At 67.6% G+C, this 18,031-nt stretch carries 21 protein-coding genes; 1 reads left to right on the top strand and 20 read right to left on the bottom strand.

Going from position 1 to position 18,031, the window contains the following annotated elements; translation table 11 throughout:
• Positions 1-6: 6 nt before the first annotated feature.
• The 20 genes from ACOHX0_RS09835 to arsQ form a co-directional block, all read right to left on the bottom strand.
• Entirely contained in the window at positions 7-1,050 is a 1,044-nt protein-coding gene (locus tag ACOHX0_RS09835) for a potassium channel family protein (protein WP_420676508.1), read from the bottom strand.
• A gap of 132 nt (positions 1,051-1,182) precedes the next feature.
• Complete coding sequence (ureG, locus tag ACOHX0_RS09830) at positions 1,183-1,800, bottom strand: urease accessory protein UreG (protein ID WP_420676507.1); 618 nt, start codon at positions 1,798-1,800, stop codon at positions 1,183-1,185.
• Entirely contained in the window at positions 1,797-2,462 is a 666-nt protein-coding gene (locus ACOHX0_RS09825) for an urease accessory protein UreF (protein WP_420676506.1), read from the bottom strand. Before ACOHX0_RS09825 ends, ureG begins: the two co-directional genes overlap by 4 nt.
• Entirely contained in the window at positions 2,434-2,958 is a 525-nt protein-coding gene (gene ureE, locus ACOHX0_RS09820) for an urease accessory protein UreE (protein WP_420676505.1), read from the bottom strand. The genes ACOHX0_RS09825 and ureE overlap by 29 nt, the downstream gene beginning before the upstream one ends.
• 8 nt (positions 2,959-2,966) lie before the next feature.
• The gene (gene ureC / locus ACOHX0_RS09815; RefSeq protein WP_420676504.1) at positions 2,967-4,679 is read right to left on the bottom strand and encodes an urease subunit alpha; all 1,713 of its coding nucleotides are present in this window, start codon (positions 4,677-4,679) and stop codon (positions 2,967-2,969) included.
• 8 nt (positions 4,680-4,687) lie between these two features.
• Complete coding sequence (locus tag ACOHX0_RS09810; RefSeq protein ID WP_420676503.1) at positions 4,688-5,008, bottom strand: antifreeze protein; 321 nt, start codon at positions 5,006-5,008, stop codon at positions 4,688-4,690.
• Positions 5,005-5,310 (bottom strand): urease subunit beta, encoded by a 306-nt coding sequence (locus ACOHX0_RS09805; RefSeq protein ID WP_420676502.1) that lies wholly within the window; start codon positions 5,308-5,310, stop codon positions 5,005-5,007. The genes ACOHX0_RS09810 and ACOHX0_RS09805 overlap by 4 nt, the downstream gene beginning before the upstream one ends.
• Positions 5,307-5,537, bottom strand: a complete 231-nt coding sequence (locus tag ACOHX0_RS09800) for a hypothetical protein (RefSeq protein WP_420676501.1) — start codon at positions 5,535-5,537, stop codon at positions 5,307-5,309. Before ACOHX0_RS09800 ends, ACOHX0_RS09805 begins: the two co-directional genes overlap by 4 nt.
• A gap of 11 nt (positions 5,538-5,548) precedes the next feature.
• Complete coding sequence (locus tag ACOHX0_RS09795; RefSeq protein WP_420676500.1) at positions 5,549-5,851, bottom strand: urease subunit gamma; 303 nt, start codon at positions 5,849-5,851, stop codon at positions 5,549-5,551.
• Positions 5,852-5,853: 2 nt separating this feature from the next.
• The gene (locus ACOHX0_RS09790; RefSeq protein WP_420676499.1) at positions 5,854-6,612 is read right to left on the bottom strand and encodes an urease accessory protein UreD; all 759 of its coding nucleotides are present in this window, start codon (positions 6,610-6,612) and stop codon (positions 5,854-5,856) included.
• 269 nt (positions 6,613-6,881) lie between these two features.
• Complete coding sequence (locus tag ACOHX0_RS09785; RefSeq protein ID WP_420676498.1) at positions 6,882-7,367, bottom strand: GNAT family N-acetyltransferase; 486 nt, start codon at positions 7,365-7,367, stop codon at positions 6,882-6,884.
• 29 nt (positions 7,368-7,396) lie between these two features.
• On the bottom strand, positions 7,397-8,239 hold the full coding sequence (locus ACOHX0_RS09780; protein ID WP_420676497.1) for a phosphate ABC transporter ATP-binding protein: 843 nt from the start codon (positions 8,237-8,239) through the stop codon (positions 7,397-7,399).
• Between the two features lie 18 nt (positions 8,240-8,257).
• Positions 8,258-9,088, bottom strand: a complete 831-nt coding sequence (locus ACOHX0_RS09775) for a PstA family ABC transporter permease (RefSeq protein ID WP_420676496.1) — start codon at positions 9,086-9,088, stop codon at positions 8,258-8,260.
• Between the two features lie 22 nt (positions 9,089-9,110).
• Positions 9,111-10,037: a PstC family ABC transporter permease gene (locus ACOHX0_RS09770; RefSeq protein ID WP_420676495.1), complete on the bottom strand. Its 927-nt coding sequence runs from the start codon at positions 10,035-10,037 to the stop codon at positions 9,111-9,113.
• The gene (locus tag ACOHX0_RS09765) at positions 10,034-10,867 is read right to left on the bottom strand and encodes a phosphate ABC transporter substrate-binding protein (protein ID WP_420676494.1); all 834 of its coding nucleotides are present in this window, start codon (positions 10,865-10,867) and stop codon (positions 10,034-10,036) included. Before ACOHX0_RS09765 ends, ACOHX0_RS09770 begins: the two co-directional genes overlap by 4 nt.
• Positions 10,868-10,927: 60 nt before the next feature.
• The gene (gene argE, locus ACOHX0_RS09760; RefSeq protein ID WP_420676493.1) at positions 10,928-12,094 is read right to left on the bottom strand and encodes an acetylornithine deacetylase; all 1,167 of its coding nucleotides are present in this window, start codon (positions 12,092-12,094) and stop codon (positions 10,928-10,930) included.
• 45 nt (positions 12,095-12,139) lie between these two features.
• Positions 12,140-13,201 (bottom strand): hypothetical protein, encoded by a 1,062-nt coding sequence (locus tag ACOHX0_RS09755; RefSeq protein ID WP_420676492.1) that lies wholly within the window; start codon positions 13,199-13,201, stop codon positions 12,140-12,142.
• Positions 13,202-13,243: 42 nt separating this feature from the next.
• Positions 13,244-14,515 (bottom strand): arsinothricin biosynthesis radical SAM protein ArsL, encoded by a 1,272-nt coding sequence (gene arsL, locus ACOHX0_RS09750; RefSeq protein WP_420676491.1) that lies wholly within the window; start codon positions 14,513-14,515, stop codon positions 13,244-13,246.
• 49 nt (positions 14,516-14,564) lie between these two features.
• Entirely contained in the window at positions 14,565-15,641 is a 1,077-nt protein-coding gene (locus ACOHX0_RS09745; protein ID WP_420676490.1) for a methyltransferase domain-containing protein, read from the bottom strand.
• A 29-nt stretch (positions 15,642-15,670) separates the two neighbouring features.
• Positions 15,671-16,849 (bottom strand): arsinothricin export permease ArsQ, encoded by a 1,179-nt coding sequence (gene arsQ, locus ACOHX0_RS09740; protein WP_420676489.1) that lies wholly within the window; start codon positions 16,847-16,849, stop codon positions 15,671-15,673.
• Between the two features lie 230 nt (positions 16,850-17,079).
• On the opposite strand from arsQ, the gene ACOHX0_RS09735 reads away from it, so the two are divergent.
• Positions 17,080-18,012, top strand: a complete 933-nt coding sequence (locus ACOHX0_RS09735) for a LysR substrate-binding domain-containing protein (protein ID WP_420676488.1) — start codon at positions 17,080-17,082, stop codon at positions 18,010-18,012.
• Positions 18,013-18,031 lie beyond the last annotated feature (19 nt).

Raw genomic sequence — 18,031 nt, 5'->3', positions numbered from 1 at the left:
CGGAGCCTAGACGATGACCGGCACCGCGCCGCCCGGCATCGCCGCCTGCAGCCTGGTCCCCTGCAGGCGGTGCGCCGCCAGGTAGTAGAAGATGCCCTGCGCTTTCAGCACCGGCGGGAAGGGGCGGAACGCATAGGCGCCGTCTTGCGGCTGCGAAACCGCAATCAAGGTCCCGTCGCAGGCGGCAATCGCCGCTTCCAGCCGGGCGGTCTCGGCCTCGGCACCGACCCGCGCGGAATAGATCGTTGCCCCAACGTTGGCAGCCGAGAGCGCCATCAGGATCTGCCCCGCGCCCGGATCCTGCGCCGCCCGCACCAGCGCTTCGGAGGCGTTGGAGACCACGGTCTCTACCCCGGCAATGCGCGCGGCGCGCCGGGCGGTGTCGCGGTCCTCGAAGAATGCCGCCACATGCACGGACTGGTTCAGCTCGCGGATCGCTAGACAGGCGTTAAAAGTCTCCGCATCGCTGTTGGCAAAGACCAGCGCCTTTTGCGCCATCGGGATCGCCGCCCGGCGCAGCGAAGTCAGCGCGTCCAGCCGCTCGGTGCGCACCATGTGGACGCCCTGCGGCACCTCGGCCTCGGCGTCCTTGGTCAGCAGCACGATCTTCTCGTCGCCGTCCTGCCCCGCGATCAGGTTCTCCACGATCAGCGGCGTCTGCTCGCGCTGGTAGCCGACGATCACGGTTGCGCCCGCCAGAGTCTCGAAATTGCCTTGTCCTTCTGCCATCCGCCTTATCCTTTCGACCATTGCCCCGGCCAGCCGTCCCAGCACCGCCGAGAAGATCAGAAGCGCGCCCGGGAAGAACCAGAGCGCCGCCACCAGCCGCCCGGCGTGGGTCTCGGGCGACAGATCGCCATAGCCCACGGTGGAGGCGGTGGTGGCCGCGAAATAGAGAAACGTCAGGGCGCTGGAAGTCAGCGCCGTCTCCCCCGCCAGCATGAACAAGGCCCAGGAGATCAGTACGAACACCAGACACATGAGCGCCAGCATCCACAGCCGGAGGTCCAGTATATCCCGGTAGATCTTGAGGATCAGCCTGTTGAGCATCGGTGCTGGAGGTCTCGGGGCAGTTGCAGTGAGGGGCCTGGCCCGCGGGCCTGCCCGCAACACTGTCAGACCCCGCCGGCGGCGGCAAGCCCCTGCCCGGCTTCGCGAAACCTCGCCCGAGACCCAGCGGCCTCAGCCGGGCAGGCCGGAGATTTCGCAGAGGCAGGCGGTCACCTCCGCCACGCCCTCGCCCGCCTTCAGGCTGGTGAAGAAGAACGGCCGCCCGCCCCGCGCCACTGTGGCGTCGCGCTGCATCACCTCCAGCGAGGCGCCCACATGCGGGGCGAGGTCCGTCTTGTTGATCACCAGGATGTCGGAGCGGGTCAGCGCCGGGCCGCCCTTGCGCGGGATCTCCTCGCCCGCGGCCACGTCGATCACGTAGAGCGTCACGTCGGCCAGTTCCGGACTGAAAGTGGCTGACAGGTTGTCGCCGCCGCTTTCGATCAGCACGATGTCGAGGTCCGGGTGACGCGCCTGCATCTCGGCCACCGCGGCGAGGTTGATCGAGGCATCCTCGCGGATTGCGGTATGCGGGCAGCCGCCGGTCTCCACCCCTATGATACGGTCCTGCGGCAGGATCTGCATCCGCATCAGCGCCTCGGCATCCTCCTGGGTGTAGATGTCGTTGGTGATGACGCCGATCGAGAAGCGGGGCTTGAGGCTCTCCGCCAGCCGCGCGGTCAGCGTGGTCTTGCCCGCGCCGACCGGGCCGCCGATGCCGACGCGCAGGGGGCCGTTCATTCTGGTCATGATTGGAAAAGCCTTGGTTGCAGGGTTTCATGCCGCATCGCAGCGATATCGGAGAGGAAGGAGGTGGAAGATATGTCCTCCAGCCCCGCCCCGGCCGCTTCGGACGCGATGCGCAGGCAGGTCCCGTTGAGCCCGGCCAGCACGGTTTGCGCATCGGTCTGGCCCAAGGGCATCAGCCGCTGCGCGGCGGCGGCGAGGTTGCCGAGGAAGGCTTGCAGATAGAGCGCCGCCACAGCCTCAGGCGGCAGCTCCATCAGCCGCGCCGCCCGGCCCAAAGCCACCGGCAAGAGCATCGGCGGCAGCGGGAGGCCCCAGACCGCAGCGGTGACCCGGGCAAAGGCCGCGCCCTGGCGCGCGCCCTCCCGAAGCCGCTCGGCCGTGGCCGCATTGCCGCGCGCCTCGGCGTGGAGCAGCAGGGCCTCCGCCTCGCTCTCCGCCCGCCAGGCCAGCCAGATCCAGACCGCATCGCTTCGGCCGCTGCCGAAGGCGGTGATTTCCGCAAGCCATTCGCCGAGGCTCTCTGCGTCATTGACCCAGCCTTCCCGGATGGCCTGCTCCAGCCCGTGCGAATAGGCAAAGGCGCCAACCGGATAGGCCGGCGACAGCCACTGCGTCAGCGTCAGCAGCCGGGCGTCAATGGGTGTGGCCGTCAGCATGGTCATGCGCGTGGGAATGCGGGTGGTCGTGGGCGCGGTGGTGCGCGCTATGCCCATGTTCATGCGCGTGGGTGCGCCCGTGGCCATAGGCGCCGCCCTCGGGCGTGAAGGGCTCCTCGGCCTCGCGCACGGTGGCGCCGAGATGCTCGAGCATGTGCCGGATCACGGGGTCGCGCTGGATCAGCAGACGCTCCGCGCCGATCTGACAGGGTGTGTGCCGGTTGCCGATGTGCCAGGCGAGCCGCGGCAGGTCCGGCCCCATCACCTCCAGCACCGGCTCGCGCGCCGCCTGCACCCGCAACAACCGCCCATCCGCCAGTTCCAGCGCGTCGCCCTCCTCCAGCGAAGTGGTCTGTTCCAGGTCCACAAGAAAAGCCAGCCCGCCATCCGCCACCAGCCGCTTGCGGCGCAGGAAACGCGCCTCAAAGCTCAGCGTCACGGTATCCGCCGCAGCCCCTTCGGGCTGGCGCAGCAATTTCTGGGCAATGGGAAGCTCTGACATCGCGGGCCTCAATACAGGAAATAGCGTTGTGCCATGGGGAGTTCCGTGGCGGGCTGGCAGGTCAGCAGCTCACCGTCCGCGCGCACCTCATAGGTCTCCGGGTTAACAACCACCTTGGGGGTTGCGCTGTTCAGCTTCAGGTCCGCCTTGCCGATATTGCGGGTGTTTTCCACCGCCAGAAGCGTCTTGGCGAGCCCGAGCCTCTCGCCGATGCCATCGGCCAGCGCCGCGCCGGAGACGAAGGTCACCGCCGAGTTCTCCACCGACCGGCCGTAGCTTGCGAACATCGGCCGCGAATAGACCGGCTGCGGCGTCGGGATCGAGGCGTTGGGGTCGCCCATCTGCGCCATCGCGATACTGCCGCCCAGCAGCACCATCTCCGGCTTCACACCGAAGAAGGCCGGATCCCACAGCACAAGGTCCGCGCGCTTGCCCTCCTCGACCGAGCCGATCTCATGCGCGAGCCCATGCGCGATGGCGGGGTTGATGGTGTATTTCGCGATATAGCGGCGGACGCGGAAGTTGTCGTTGCTGCCCTGCTCCTCGGCCAGGCGGCCGCGCTGCTTCTTCATCTTGTCGGCGGTCTGCCAGGTGCGGATCAGCACCTCCCCCACCCGGCCCATCGCCTGGCTGTCCGACGCGATGATCGAGAACGCCCCCATGTCGTGCAGGATGTCCTCCGCGGCGATGGTCTCGCGCCGGATGCGGCTTTCGGCAAAGGCCACGTCCTCGGGGATCGACTTGTCGAGGTGGTGGCAGACCATCAGCATGTCCAGATGCTCGTCCACCGTGTTCACCGTGAAGGGCCGCGTCGGGTTGGTCGAAGACGGCAGCACGTGGTCCTCGCCGCAGATGCGGATGATGTCCGGCGCATGGCCGCCGCCCGCGCCCTCGGTGTGGAAGGCATGGATGGTGCGGCCCTTGATCGCCGCCAGCGTCTGCTCGACAAAGCCGCTTTCGTTCAGCGTGTCGCTGTGGATCATCACCTGCACGTCCATCGCATCCGCGACCGACAGGCAGCAGTCGATGGCCGCGGGGGTGGAGCCCCAGTCTTCGTGCAGCTTCATTGCGCAGGCGCCGGCCAGGATCTGCTCCTCCAGCGCGGCCGGCAGGCTGGCATTGCCCTTCCCGGCGAAGGCCAGGTTCATCGGGAAGGCGTCCGCGGCCTGCAGCATGCGGCCAAGGTGCCAGGCACCGGGGGTGCAGGTGGTGGCCAGTGTCCCATGGGCTGGCCCGGTGCCCCCGCCCAGCATGGTGGTGAGGCCGGAATGCAGCGCCTCCTCAATCTGCTGCGGGCAGATGAAGTGGATGTGGCTGTCGAACCCGCCCGCGGTCAGGATGCGGCCCTCGCCCGCGATTACCTCGGTGCCCGGCCCCACGATGATCTCCACCCCCGGCTGGGTGTCGGGGTTGCCCGCCTTGCCGATCCTGAGGATCCGCGCGTCCTTCAGCCCGACATCGGCCTTGTATATACCGCTGTGGTCGATGATCAGCGCATTTGTGATCACAGTGTCCGCCGCCCCTTCGGCGCGGGTGGCCTGGGACTGGCCCATGCCGTCGCGGATCACCTTGCCGCCGCCGAACTTCACCTCCTCGCCGTAAGGGCCGGTGAGATCGCGCTCGACCTCGATGATCAGGTCAGTGTCGGCCAGCCGCAGCCGGTCGCCCGTGGTGGGGCCGAACATCGCGGCGTAATCGGCGCGTTTGATCGTCGCAGGCATCTTTGATGCTACTTTCTCTTCGGGCCGCGCTTGGCCAGCCGGCTGGCGTTGGACTTGGTGGTGCGGCGGACCGGCTTGATTGCCTGGGAAAGTGTCTTGGCGGCATCCTGCCCCTTCATCGTGCCGAGAACCAGCTTGGTGCCGGCCTGATGGAACGCCTTCTTCTTTTCCGTCACCATGCGGGAGTTTTCACTGGGCAGGACCGACCAGACCCCGGCCCAGCCCATGACCCGCATCCAGATCACCGCGCTGGCCTCCATCGCCGTCAGCGCCGCTTGGGTCTGAAATTTCAGCATCGCGAAAGGATCGGTGTAAAAATCGTACTTCATAACGCACCCATGATCATTTGATTGAATCCATAGATGCGCCTTCCACCCTGGATTTCAATCAGCTGAACCTCACGGCGCTGCCCCGGCTCGAACCGCACCGCGGTGCCGGCGGCAATATTCAGCCGACTGCCGCGGGCAGCGTCCCGGTCAAAGTGCAGCGCAGGGTTGGCCTCCGCAAAGTGGTAATGCGAGCCCACCTGCACCGGCCGGTCGCCGGTGTTGGCCACCATCAGCGTGAGCACCGGGGCGCCCTCGTTCAATGTCAGCGCACCTGGCGCGGGAAAGATTTCGCCCGGGATCATGAGCGCCGCCCCGTCCGGTGCCCCGCCCTGTGTCTCCCCCGCCGCGAAGCAAAGACCCGGCGCAGCGCCATGGCTGCCAGCGGCACGCAGAGGCCGGAGAGAGCGGCGGCGGCCAGCCAGCTTTCCGCGGCATGGGGGTGCAGGTGCGCGCCCGCATCGGCCTGTGCTGTTGCGGGTGCCGTGATGGCCGCGGCGGCGGCGATCAGGGCGGGGGCCGGTTTCCTCATCTCTGTCTCCTTCAGCGGATCGGGTTGTGGACGGTCACCAGCTTGGTGCCATCGGGAAAGGTCGCCTCGACCTGGACTTCGCGGATCATCTCGGGCACGCCCTCCATGCAGTCGGCGCGGGTGATGACCGCGGCACCCGCTTCCATCATATCGGCCACCGAACGCCCGTCCCGCGCGCCTTCCGCCACTGCATCGGCAATGAGGGCAATGGCCTCCGGGTGGTTGAGCTTCACGCCCCGCGCCAGGCGGCGGCGTGCCACTTCGGCGGCCATTGCCACCATGAGCTTGTCTTTTTCCCTAGGGGTCAGATTCATCGTCACAATCTCCAGGAGGCAGGCAGCCGGTTGCGGCTGAGACGGTCCAGAATGGGGATCAGCGCCTGGCGCAGTGCAAAGCCGTCGGCGGCCAGAATGCGCGCCGCCAGCAGATCCGGTGCCAGCAGGCTGGCCCCGCCGGTGGCGGGCAGGTGGCGGCGCAGCGGGTCGAGCTGCGCTTCGGCGTCAGGCCCGGCATAGATGAGGCTCGCCATCGCCCCCGCCCCGGCACCGGTGACGCGGCGCGCCATGTGGGTGAGCGCATCGCCGGTGATGTCCACGCCATCGCGGTACGCCGGCACGCCGCCGCGGGTGATGCGCACCCGGTCGCGCAGGCGGATATTGCGCAGCTGCTCGCCCATGGCGGCGCGGCCGAAGATCACGGCTTCGGCCATCAGGAACCGGGCATCCGGCGCCAGCGACACCGTCAGGGTGCGGGAGAGCGCGGAGCCTTCGAAAAGGATCAGCTCCTGCGGCAGCCACATCAGTTCGGCGCCGCTTCCGGCCTCCAGCCGGGTGGTGACCACGGCCTCGCCCGCCTCTGCCCGGTAGGCGCGTTCAGCCGCCTGGGTGGTGAGCGTCAGACTGCTGCCCCGGCCCGCCCGCGCCTCCACGCCGATGCGGTCGCCGCCAGTCAGCCCGCCCGAAGTGTTGATCAGGATCGCCTCTATGCCGTTGTCCCGCGGGCGCGGGAACAGCGCCTTCATCGCGCCCGAGCTGCGGAGGCGGTCCAGCCCCGAGTTCCGCCCCGCCTGTTTCACCGATAGCAGCAGCGCCCCCCGCGAGCGCGGCGGCGCTTCGGCGGCGTCCGGAATGGCAGCTGTGGCGATGGCAGAAATCGTGCGGTCCCCCGGTTTCCTTTGGCTTATCCTTGATCAGACCGCAGGCGGAGAGACCATGCCGGGGCGCTTGCATAAGCAACTGCCGGAGCCTGCGCTGAAATCTTCAGCGGCTGCGCCCGATCATGTCTAAAAAACAGGCAGGGTAAGGGCAGCAAGGGGCTCGAACGAAACAGGCGGCCCGGGGGGCCTCACAGCTGCTTCTGCATCAGCACCAGATCCAGCCACTGGTCCCACTTGCGCCCGGCCTGCGGCACCCGGCCGGCCTCGGCAAAGCCCATGGCCGCGTGAAAGGCCACCGCGCCCGGGTTCGCGCCGCTGATGCCGGCCACCAGCACATGCACCTCCTCACGGCGGGCAACCTCTTCAAGGCAGGCCATCAGCGACTGCCCCAGCCCGCGCCGTTGGGCAAAAGGGGCCAGCTGGATGCTGTGTTCCTTGGTGTGGCGGTAGCCGCTGCCGCCCCGAAAGGCTCCGTATGTCGCAAAGCCGCAGACCTGGCCTGCAAAATCCGCGACCAGGAACCGCGGCCCGCGCTCTTCTATGGTTTCGGCGATCTGTTCTGCGGTCTTCTCCTCCGACGCGAAGGTGATCAGCGTGTCCAGGATCATCCGGTTGGTGATCTCCGCGATCTCTCCGGCGTCCTCGGGCCGGGCTTGCCTGATGGCGCGCAGCATGGCTGGCTCCTTCCTATGGTCTTCCATTTTCAGCAGAATTCGCCGTTGATATAGGCGCGGGTGATTTCATTCTGCGCGCCCGTCATCATTGCCTCTGTCGGGCCGGTTTCCAGCACCACGCCGGTGCCGCCCTGCTGCCAGAAGAAGGCGCAGCGGTCCGAGACCCGGCGCGCCTGGGCCAGGTTGTGGGTGACCACGATCACTGCGCAGCGCTGGCGCAGGTCGTGGATAAGCCGCTCGATCGCGGTGCAGGAGATCGGATCAAGCGCGCTGCAGGGCTCGTCGAACAGAATCACGTCGGGGTCGCTGAGCAGGGCGCGGGCGATGCACAGCCGCTGTTGCTCGCCGCCCGAAAGATTGGTGGCGCGGTCTTGCAGCCGGTCCTTGAGGCTGCGCCACAGGTTGACCGCGCGAAGGGCGGTCTCGATCTTCGCGCCGTAGTCCGCGCGGTTGCGGTCGCCTGCCGCCTTGAGCGCGAATTCCATGTTTTTGCGGATCGAGAAGGGAAACGGATTGGGGCGCTGAAACACCATGGCGATGCGGTTGCGCAGCGCGGCGGGCGGCACGCTGGAGGGATAGATCTGCGCGCCGTTGAGGGTGATCCGGCCGGTAACCTGCGCTGCCGGCAAGGTGTGCTCGATCATCCGGTTCAGCGTGGTGACAAAAGTGGACTTGCCGCAGCCGGACGGGCCGATTACCGCCAGGATCTCGTTGCGGTGCAGCGTCAGGCTGACGTCGCGCAGGATCTGGCGGCCCTCCAGCGTGACGGTGAGGCCTTCGGCTTCCAGCACCGGAATGTCCGGCAGGGCGCGCGGCGCAGGCGATGCGGAGGCGGCGGGCGCCCGGGCCTGAAGGACGGTGGTTGACGGCATGAGGCAAGCTCCCTGAGTTCAGCGCCTGGCGCGGGTGGAAAAGAACATCCCGGCCGAGCTGATCAGCAAAAACAGCGCAATCAGCAGCAGCGCGGCGGCCGCGGCGCGGCTATCGCCGCCCGGAATGTTCATCGCGAGGTCATAGATGTGGATCGACAGCACCCGGCCCGGGTCGAGCAGGCTATCGGGCATCCGGTCAGAATAGCCGCTGGTGAACATCAGCGCCGCAGTCTCGGCCAGCGCCCGTCCGCTGCCCAAGAGCAGAACGGTGATGATCTCCGGCGCGCAGGCAGGGATCAGGATGCGGAAGATGAACCGCGCCTTGCCCGCGCCCAGCGCATAGGCGCCGCTGCGGTAGCCGGCGGGCAGCAGGCGGAACACCTCCTCGAAAGCGAATGCGCAGATCGGCAGGATCATCACTGCCAGCGTGAGCCCACCGGTCAAGAGCGAGGTGCCCAAGCCCAGCGCCTGCGCAAAGAAGCTGCTGCCGAAGAGGCCAAAGGCGATCGAAGGCACGCTGGCCAGCACCAGCATGCTGGCCCGGAACAGCCGCACCGCGCGCCCGCCCGCGGGCAGGTACTCGGTCACGAAAAGTGCCAGCGCCAGGCTGACCGGCAGTGCCGCCGCCACCGCGATCCCCAGCACCGCAAGCGTGGAGACCAGGATGGGAAACACCCCGCCGGCCCTGCCCGAATGGCGCGGCGCTTCGCTCAGGTAGGCGAGGTTGCTCTGTCCCAGCCCCTGCACCGCGATGTCGAAGACGATCTTGCCGTAGACCAGGCACACGATTGCGCTCACGGCGTAGAAGGCAAGCGCGGTCAGCCGTTCCGTGAGGCTGCGGCTGGGCACAGGGGGTCTTCGGACGGCCATCTCAGACATCCACCTGCGTGGGGGGGCCGGCATCGAGCAGGTAGATCAGCAGTGCCAGCCCGGTGGCCAGCGCAAACAGGATCAGCACGCTCAGGAACAGCACCGATCCGTGCAGCGGCTCGGCATAGCCCATCTCAAGGGCCACATTGGCCGTGAGGGTGCGGATGGGATCGAACAGGCCCTGCGGCAGTTCGGCCTTGTTGCCGGTCACCATCAACACCACGATGGTCTCGCCCAAGGCGCGGCCCAACCCCAGAAGTGCCGCCGACAGCACCGCCCGGCGGACCACCACCATCGCCATCGAAAAGCAGGCGAGCCCAGGCGCCGCGCCCAGCGCCAGGGCGCCATGCAGCATCGGCCGCGGCAGTTTCGCAAGCGCGGTGTCGATCAGCAGCGCCGTTGTGGGCACGATCATCAGCGCCAGCACCAGTATACCGCTGATCAGGGCGAAGCCCGGAGGCGCTGCGCGGGCGGCCAGGGGCACCACCTGGGTCAGCCCCCAGAAGCCGAGTATCACGGTCGGCATCGCTGCCATGACAAACAGCCCGCGCCGCAGCGCCGCGGCGGCAAGCGGGGCGAGAAAGAATTGCATTGCCGCGGCAAGCATGACGCTCACCGGCGTAGCAATCGCCACCGCGCCGAGTGAGGCCAGCAGGCTGCCCGCAAGCATCGGCTTCAGGTCGAAAAGCCCGCGGGTGGGATACCAGTCCGGGTCGGTGAGGAACTGCAGCAGCGGAATCGCCGCGAGAGCCGGCGCGGCGCCGCGCAGGATAACCCACGCCACTACCAGCACCGTCAGGCAGCCCAATGCAAAAACCGTGGCAAGAACGGCCCGCAGCAGGCGCTCGGCCAGCGGCGCGCGCGGCCCGGCGCCCGGGCGCCCGGCTTGCGCCGCATATGCCGCCTCTGCGCTCAGTGGCACGCTCACTGGCTGACCGGCGTGTAGGACAGATCGCGGATGATGCCACTGACGGCTTCGGACTTGCTGAAGCCGACCAGCGCCTTCAGCTCTGCCGCCTCCGCCCCGGTTGTCACCAGGTTGAGCGGGCGCGTCGCCTTGTAGCTGCCATCGGCCACGTTCTCCAAAGTCGCAGGCACCTCGCCCAGCGCAATCAGCTTGACCGGCACGCCAAAGCTGATGTCGATCATCGCCGCCCCGATCGAGACATAGCCGATGCTGTCCGGGGTGAGCGATACGGTCTTGATCATCTGGGCGTTTTCGGCGGCGACCAGATCTCCCTTGATCTGATCCGCGGTGACCCCGAGGAACTTGTTCAGCACCACCGAGGTGGCACTGCCCTCGCCCTTGGAGACCACGATGATCTCCCGGTCCGGCCCGCCCGCCTGCGACCAGTTCGAAAGCTCCCCGGTAAAGATGGCGCGCAGCTCTTCGCGGCTGATCTCTTGCACCGGGTTCTCCGCATGGATTAGCGCCGCGATGCCGTCTCGGGCGATGACATGAGCGGTGAGATCGGCCTCCGAGGGTTTGAGCTCGCGCGAGACCATGGCGACATCGGTGAGCCCCTTGCGCAGGTCGGCGATGCCCTTGCTGCTGCCGCCGGTCTCGACAAAGATCCGCGCCTTGCCCTCGCCCGCCTCATACAGCTTGCCGATCTCCAGCATCACCGGGGCGATTGTGCTGGAGCCTGCGAGGCGGATATCCGGCACATCCTGCGCCTGCGCTCCGGGGCTGCCAAGCGCAGCAAACAGGCCGCCGGCCAGGGCTGCAAGGGCAAGCATGCGTCGGGATCTTGTCATGTGGTCTCTCCTGTCAGTACCTTGCGCCCGCGCCTGCGGGGGCGGTCTTTGGTGTTGCGTTCATGCGGCGAGATGCCGTGCCAGCGCGCCGAGAAAGCCAAGGCACTCCTGCAGCTGTGCCACCTCCAGGTATTCGTCCGGCTGATGCGCCTGGGCCATTGACCCGGGGCCGCAGATCACGGTGGAATAACCCGCCTCCTGGAACAGCCCGGCCTCGCTGCCGAAACCCGCCTGGCCGGCCGCGCAGCCGCCGGTGAGGGCCTGCACCAGCGCCTCCGCCGCGCCGTCCTGTTCGGACGCGAGGCCCGCCACCCGCGCCTTCACCTCCACGGTGATGCCGGCTTCGGGGCGGATTTTCTGCAATTCCGCCTGCAGCGAGTTGGTGCGGTCCAGGTAGCGCGACAGCCAGCGGTCCATGTCCTCCCTCGGCATCACCCGGATATCGGCAGGGAAGCTGCAATAGCCCGCGGTGACATTGCCCGAGGTGCCGCCCTTGATGCGGCCTGCGTGCAGCGTGGTATAGGGCGGGGAGAAGCCGCCCCCCTGCCCGGAGGCTTCGGCCTGGCGGGCGTTTTCCAGCATCCGGTCCTCCAGCCAGCACACCAGCCGCGCCGCGGCCATCACGGCGGAGACACCAGTGTGGCAGATCGAACTGTGCACCTCGTAGCCGGTCACCCGGGTCATCAGCGACCAGGTGCCCTTGTGCCCGTTCACGATCGACATGCCGGTGGGCTCGCCTACGATCACCGCTTCCGGCGGCGGCATGCCGGCGGCCATGTGCGCGATCAGTGGCTGGACCCCGAAACAGCCGATTTCCTCGTCATAGCTGAAGACGATATGCACCGGGCGCTTCAGACCGGCGGCCTGAAACTGCGGCACCATGGCAAGGACCGCCGCGCAGAAGCCCTTCATGTCGCAGGCGCCGCGGCCCAGCAGGCGGCCGCCCTCATGGCGCAAGGCCCAGGGGTCTGCGGACCAGTCCTGGCCCTCCACCGGCACCACATCGGTATGGCCCGACAGCACCACGCCGCCGGGGCGGTTCGGGCCGATGGTGGCGATCAGACCGGCCTTGCTGCCATCGGCGTTGGGCAGCAGTGTGCAGGTGACGCCATGTTCGGACAGGCAGCTTTGCACAAAGCCGATCAGCTCCAGATTGCTGCTCATCGACACCGTGGGAAAGGAGACCAGCCGGGCCAGCAGCGCGGTGGCCGATTCAAGCTGCGTCATGCCTGCCCCCTGCCTGCCCCGTGCCTGCAGCGGCGCGTTTTAGGCTCAGCATCCGCAGTCCCCGTCCCGGCATTCGGCCGCCAGCCTGCCGGAGCTGCCCAGCGGCGCGCGGCCCTTGGTTTCCGCCACCGGCCGCACCGCGGTCTGGCTGCAGTCGAACAAGGCAGCGTCCTCAAGCGGCGGCCGCCCGTAGGCCGGGATGATCGCGAAACTGCCGGCATAGGGCGGGCGCTGCAGCACCGCTGCAGTCTTGGCGCAGACCGCGATCCGCACCCCGCGGGGGTAGACATGGCCGTCGTCGTCCTCCACCCGCGACCAGGGGCCGAGATAGACGGCAGCATCGCCCTGCTCCAGGCAGACGCCCCTGGTGCCGGTATGGGCGCTGAGCGCAAAGGCGCGCAGCTCGGCGCCGTCGGTGATCACCGCCGGGCGGTCCAGAACCGGGGTCAGCGTCACCCCGTGGAAACCTGCCCGCAACAGCAAGTCCGCGATCTCATCTTCTTTCGGGAAGTGGCGGCAGAGGTGGCCTTCGCAGGGGATCTCCGCGCCGCTGAGCGGCTCGTCCGCGGCAAGCACCAGCGTCTCGAAACTGCCGCCCGTCTCCAGCACCCGGGCGCATTCCGCCAGCACCAGAGGCAGCTGGCTCTCCCCGGTGGTGTTGAGCAGGAAGGGCGCCATGACCTGCCGCAGCGCGCCCGATCCAATCCAGGCCTCCCCGCCCTGCCGCTGCAGGAGCACCTGCTGGACCGCCAGCATCGAGCCTGCATTGGGCAGCCAGGCCAGCAGCGCCTCTTCCAGGGTGAAGAGGTCGGAGGGCAGCCGCCGCGACACCTGCCAGCCCTCGGGCAGCTCCGTCGCCCCGTCCGGCGCGCCGCCGGTCTGCACCAGCCAGGCGGGGGCGCTGGCGGCGAGCTCCGGACAGCTGCGCAGCGCCGCGGCGGGCACGTCAATCAAGAGGCGCTGGCCCGGCCGGGCCAGCTGCACGGAGTGCCATTCCGCTATTGCCCCGGCCAGAGCGCCGCCATTCCAATCCAGCGCTTCGCCCTTGCCCGGCTGCTCCGCGGCCAATCTCGCGGCGTTGGCGATCAGTTCATCCAGTTTTCTCATCACGTTCCCCTTCCTTCAGCCCCTTCAGTCAGTGCACGCCGATCAGCACTTCAGGCAGCAGCGCTTGAACTGGCCTTCCTCCACCGGCGTGACAGAGGCGCGGAACAGTTCGTCGACACGCGGGTCCGGGTGGAACCAATCGTAGTGGAATTCCTGCTCCTCCAGCCGCAGCGCGCGGATGCTGTCGTTCTTCAGCAGCGGCGAGCCCTTGTAGAGGTGCAGGCGAGTTTCGTACTGCACCGGATCCACCGCATCCTCCATGCCGGTTTCGACCAGGAAATCGTGGAACCTGGGGAAATCCTCCAGCCCGACCCAGGGGTTGAACATGATGAAGGTAGGATTGAGGACGATGCCCGAGTCCTGCACCAGGCGGACCGACTCCTTGAGATCCTCCACCGTGACCTCCTTGCGGACCTGCTGCAGCACCTCCTCCTTGGGGAATTCCAGCGCCGAGGTGATCACCCGCACGCCGTGCTCGCGGAGCTCCCCCAGCCGGTCGCGGTTTTCCAGGATGTGGTCGACCCGGGTGGTGAAATCGAAGGTGAGCCCCGGGTGGCGCTTATGAATGCGCGCCAGCGCGTCGAAGCTGCGGCGGGTGGCGTTGAAGAACTCGGCATCGATGAAGGTCATGTGCTCCATGCCCTGCTCAACCAGCACGTCGATGTCCTCGATGATCTGATCCACGTCGCCCAGCAGCACCTTGCCGTCATAAGCCGAATAGACCGAGCAATAGGTGCACTTGTGGTGACAGCCGCGGGTCAGCTCCAGCCCGCCGACGATCTTTTCCTCGCCCATCAGGTTGGTCAGATGCGGCTGCGGGTATTTCGACAGATGCGGCGCGGCCTGGCGCAGGGGTTTGGCCATGGTGCCGCGCAGCTTCAGCATCTGCAGCGTCTGTTCCGGCGAGGCGGCGTGGCTGAAGACGTTGACCACCGGCTCCTGCCCGCCTGCCTTGCGGTTCATCAGCGAGACCAGCGGCACCTCCCATTCGCCGCTCACCACGTGGTCGGCGTAACGCCCGCTCAGATAGGAGGCGTTGATGGTGGCATATTGGCCGAACATCACCTTCTCGGCGGTGCAGCCGGCTGCGTCCAGCTCCCTGGAGAGCTGGATGGCGGAATTCAGGCTGTCGTAGAGCGGCACCGGGAAGATGATGGTGTCATAGGCCTTCAGCCGCTCGATGTCGTAGCCTTCGACATAGGCGTCGAGGAAATCGGTGTCGTGGCCCGCGTTGCGCAGCGCTGCCAGCCCGGTGAGGGCGTTGAGCGGCTGGTAGCCGCCTTCGAAGATGGACACGAGGATGGAGGAGGGCATGTTCTGGAGTTCCCTTGGCGTGAAATCGTTGGCTTGGAAGACGGGGGGCTTAGCCGCAGCAGCTTGCAGCGGGGGCAGGCTCTGCCGGATCGTCGAGGAAGTGCAGCTGCCCGGCAAAGACCTCCTGCCGCAGCCGTTGGGCCGTGGGGGCGTCCACACGGGTCACCTCACCGCTGACAAGAAAGGTCCCGGCGTCGTCGCGGACAGAGGCCCAAGGGCCCTTGTACATGACCGGGTGCACTTCCGGGGCCTCCCCGGTCTCCCGACCGGCACTCAGCGGTTTGACGGCCGTCACGGTGACCGACTGGAAGGTGACCTCGCCGATGGTCTTTTCCGGAACCGCGGCACGTTCGGTGACGGTGAGCCCGGTGAAGCCCGCGCGGCGCAGCGCCGCGTAGAAGGCCTGTTCCTGGTAGACACCGGAATAGCAGCCGACCCACAGCTCGGGATCGTCCCGCAGCTCCTGCGGCACTTCCACGTTGGAGACATTGTCCGACAGTGCGATCCGCCCGCCGGGGCGCAGCACCCGGTAGATCTCCTTCAGCACATTGTCCTTGCTGGCGGTGTCCACGAGGTTGATGACGCAGTTCGAGACCACCAGATCCACCGAGGCATCGGCGATCAGCGGCGCGTTCTGGCGCTGGTCCTGCAGCGCGGCTTGCAGCGCCGCGTAATCCTCCAGCCCCTCGAGCCTGCGGCCCGCGACCGTTGCCTCCACCTGTTCCAGATCGCTGGCAAGGTCGTCGATCGACCCCCAGGCAAAACGCAGATTGTCGAGGCCGGTGGCGGCGGCAAACCCGGCCTGGTGGCGGCGTGCCAGAGTAAGCATGTCGCGGTTCATGTCGACGCCGATAACCCGGCCCTCCGGGCCTGCGATCTGGGCCAGGATGTAGCAGATCTTGCCGCTGCCGCTGCCGAGATCCAGCACCACGTCGCCCGGCCGGGCAAAGCGGGCGGGATTGCCGCAGCCGTAATCGCGGGCGATGATCTCCTGCGGCACGTTTCTCAACAGTACCGGGTCGTGGTCGTTCATGCGGCAGACCTGCGCCGCCTCGGTGCCCATCGCGCCATCGGCGGCGGCAATCCGGTCACTGTAGCCTTGCAAAACGGCCTGTTTGATATCCATGGTCAACTCTCGGTTTTGGGAGGGGTGGATCAGATCAGGGCAAGCCCCTGCATGGTGAGCAGCACTGCAAGGCCTAGGAGCGCCTGCAGCACCGAGCCGCCGGCCAGGATCGCGGTGGCGCTGACCTCGCGCTCCTCGGCCAGGGCGCTGCGGCGGACCAGCCAGTAGAAGCTGTCGTTGGGCAGGATCGCCACAAAGGAACCGAGGCAGATAGCCAGCACTGCCGCCACGGGCGAAACCTGCGAGGCCGCGACAATCGGAACCGCGACGGGGCCCGCCGCGGCAAAGGTGGACATGCTGGAGCCTTGCAGCAGCTTGAACAGCGCCGTCATCGCAAAGAGGGTCAGCAGCGCCGCGGCGCCGTTCTGGGCAGTGAAGATTTCCGCCACCGGCACCACGGCGGTGACAAAGGCGCTGAAGGCGCTGGCGGCCCCGATGATCAGCAGCAGCGAGCCGGTGCGGCGGATAGCGGCATCGATGCATCCGCGGCGCTCAGCCCCCGGCACCATGGCAAGCGCCGCGGCGGCGGTCAGCAGCAGCGCGCCCTTGGGGTTGGTGGCGAATTCCAGCCACGGGTTGAAGCCGAAATCAAAGAGCGCACCACAGGCCAGCAGCCCGGCGAGGAGCGCGAAGGGCCACAGAAGCTCCAGCGACGCCGCACCCGCGCTGCGCCCGGCCACCCCGGCGCCAAAGCCCAGGCGCCGCTCGATCAGGCGGCCGTAGATCAGACCGGCGGCCCAGACCGGCGCGAAGATCGCTGCGCAGTAAGCCAGCAGCCGGGCATCGGCAACGCCCAGGCTGGTGGCAACGATGAGGGGACCCGCGGGAAACAGCAGCTTGAAGCCCGCGTAAGCGCCAAACGCGAGCGACAGCTTGCGCGTCTGCACCATCGGCGACAGCGCCGCATAGGCGGTGTCCGGGCAGATCATCCCCGCCCCGGCCACCGGCGCAAAGCCAACCGAGAGCGCCTGCGGCACCTCGATCTTCTGCCGGTCGATGGCGGCGGCGATCGCAAAGGAGGGCAGGAGGATCAGCGCGAACTCCCCCGCCGCGTAGCCCCAGCCGCTGTTGAAGGTGGAAATGATCTCCCCCGCGCCAAAGCCCGCAACAAGGCCGATCAGCAGGGTGATGAGGATCATCCAGACCAGCACCGGCCAATTGGGCCAGAGGCTGGCAGGCGTTGTCTTTGCGGCGGTTTGGTCTGCCATCTGATACACTCCCTGACCCGGGGCTGGAGAGGCCCCGCACGCACTTTGTCCGCCTGCTCTGCCGGGGCGTTCTCCGGGCACTTCACCGCCTTGGGCCCGGCAGCCTTGCAGCCGCGGCACCCGCCTGGTCCGCCCAGATGCAGGAGATCGTTACCGCCGCCCGACACACGGCCTTAATTCTGCTTAAACGGGTATTTGCTGTTCTCAAAATTTGATTTATTCATGGGTACATGAACAAAACTGCATACAGGCTTCCGACCTCGAAGGCGCTGCTCGCCCTGGAGGCGACCGTACGGCTTGGCAGCGCCACCCTGGCGGCGCGGGAGCTGCTGGTCACGCAAACCGCCATCAGCCACCGTCTGAAGGATCTGGAGGAGCAGCTCGGCAAGCCGCTGTTCTGCCGCCATGGCCGCACCCTGGCCCCCACAGCGGAGGCGCTGAGCCTTGCCGAAGCGGTGCGCAGCAGCGCGGGTATCCTCGACACCGCCTGGAACAGCATCCAGAGCCCGGCGGCGCGGGATACGCTGACCATCTCGATGCTGCCCGCGCTCGCCAGCAAGTGGCTGGCGCTGCGGCTGTCGGACATGCTGGGCGAGGTGCGCAGCGCAAACTTGCGCATCTCGGCCTCGCGCGAGCTGGTGGATTTCCAGCGCGACGGCGTCGATGCGGCAATCCGCTATGGTGTCGGCAACTGGCCGGCGGTCCAGGCCCGCCGCATCGCCGACGAGATCGTCGCCCCGGTGATGGCGCCGAGCCTCGCGCGCCAGCTGGACCTTTCCTCGCCGCAAGCGCTGTCCGGCGTTACCCTTCTGTGCTGCGACAACCCGGACAGCTGGGACGACTGGTTTGCAGCCTCCGGCCTGGAGCGGCCGCGTGATCCCGGCGAGATCCACTTCGACGAGGACGCAACCATGCTGGAATCCGCAATCGGCGGTAACGGCGTGGCGCTCGGCCGTTTTGCCCTGGCCGCACATGACATCAGGACTGGGCGTCTGGTGGCGCCCTTTGCCTTCCGGATGGCCTCCCGCTACAGCTACTGGTTTGTCCAGGACCAATCCGCTCCCGAACGCCGGTCCACCGAGGAATTCTTCACCTGGGCGCGCAAATGCCTGACCCGCGATGCGCAGATGCAGCCCGAGGCCCGGCCGCAGGAAAGGCCCTGACCGGGGCCAGGGCCTTCGG

Source organism: Cribrihabitans pelagius (assembly GCF_048820915.1).
Taxonomy (GTDB): Bacteria; Pseudomonadota; Alphaproteobacteria; order Rhodobacterales; family Rhodobacteraceae; genus Cribrihabitans_A; species Cribrihabitans_A pelagius.
This window is presented reverse-complemented; position numbering and strand designations above follow the sequence as displayed.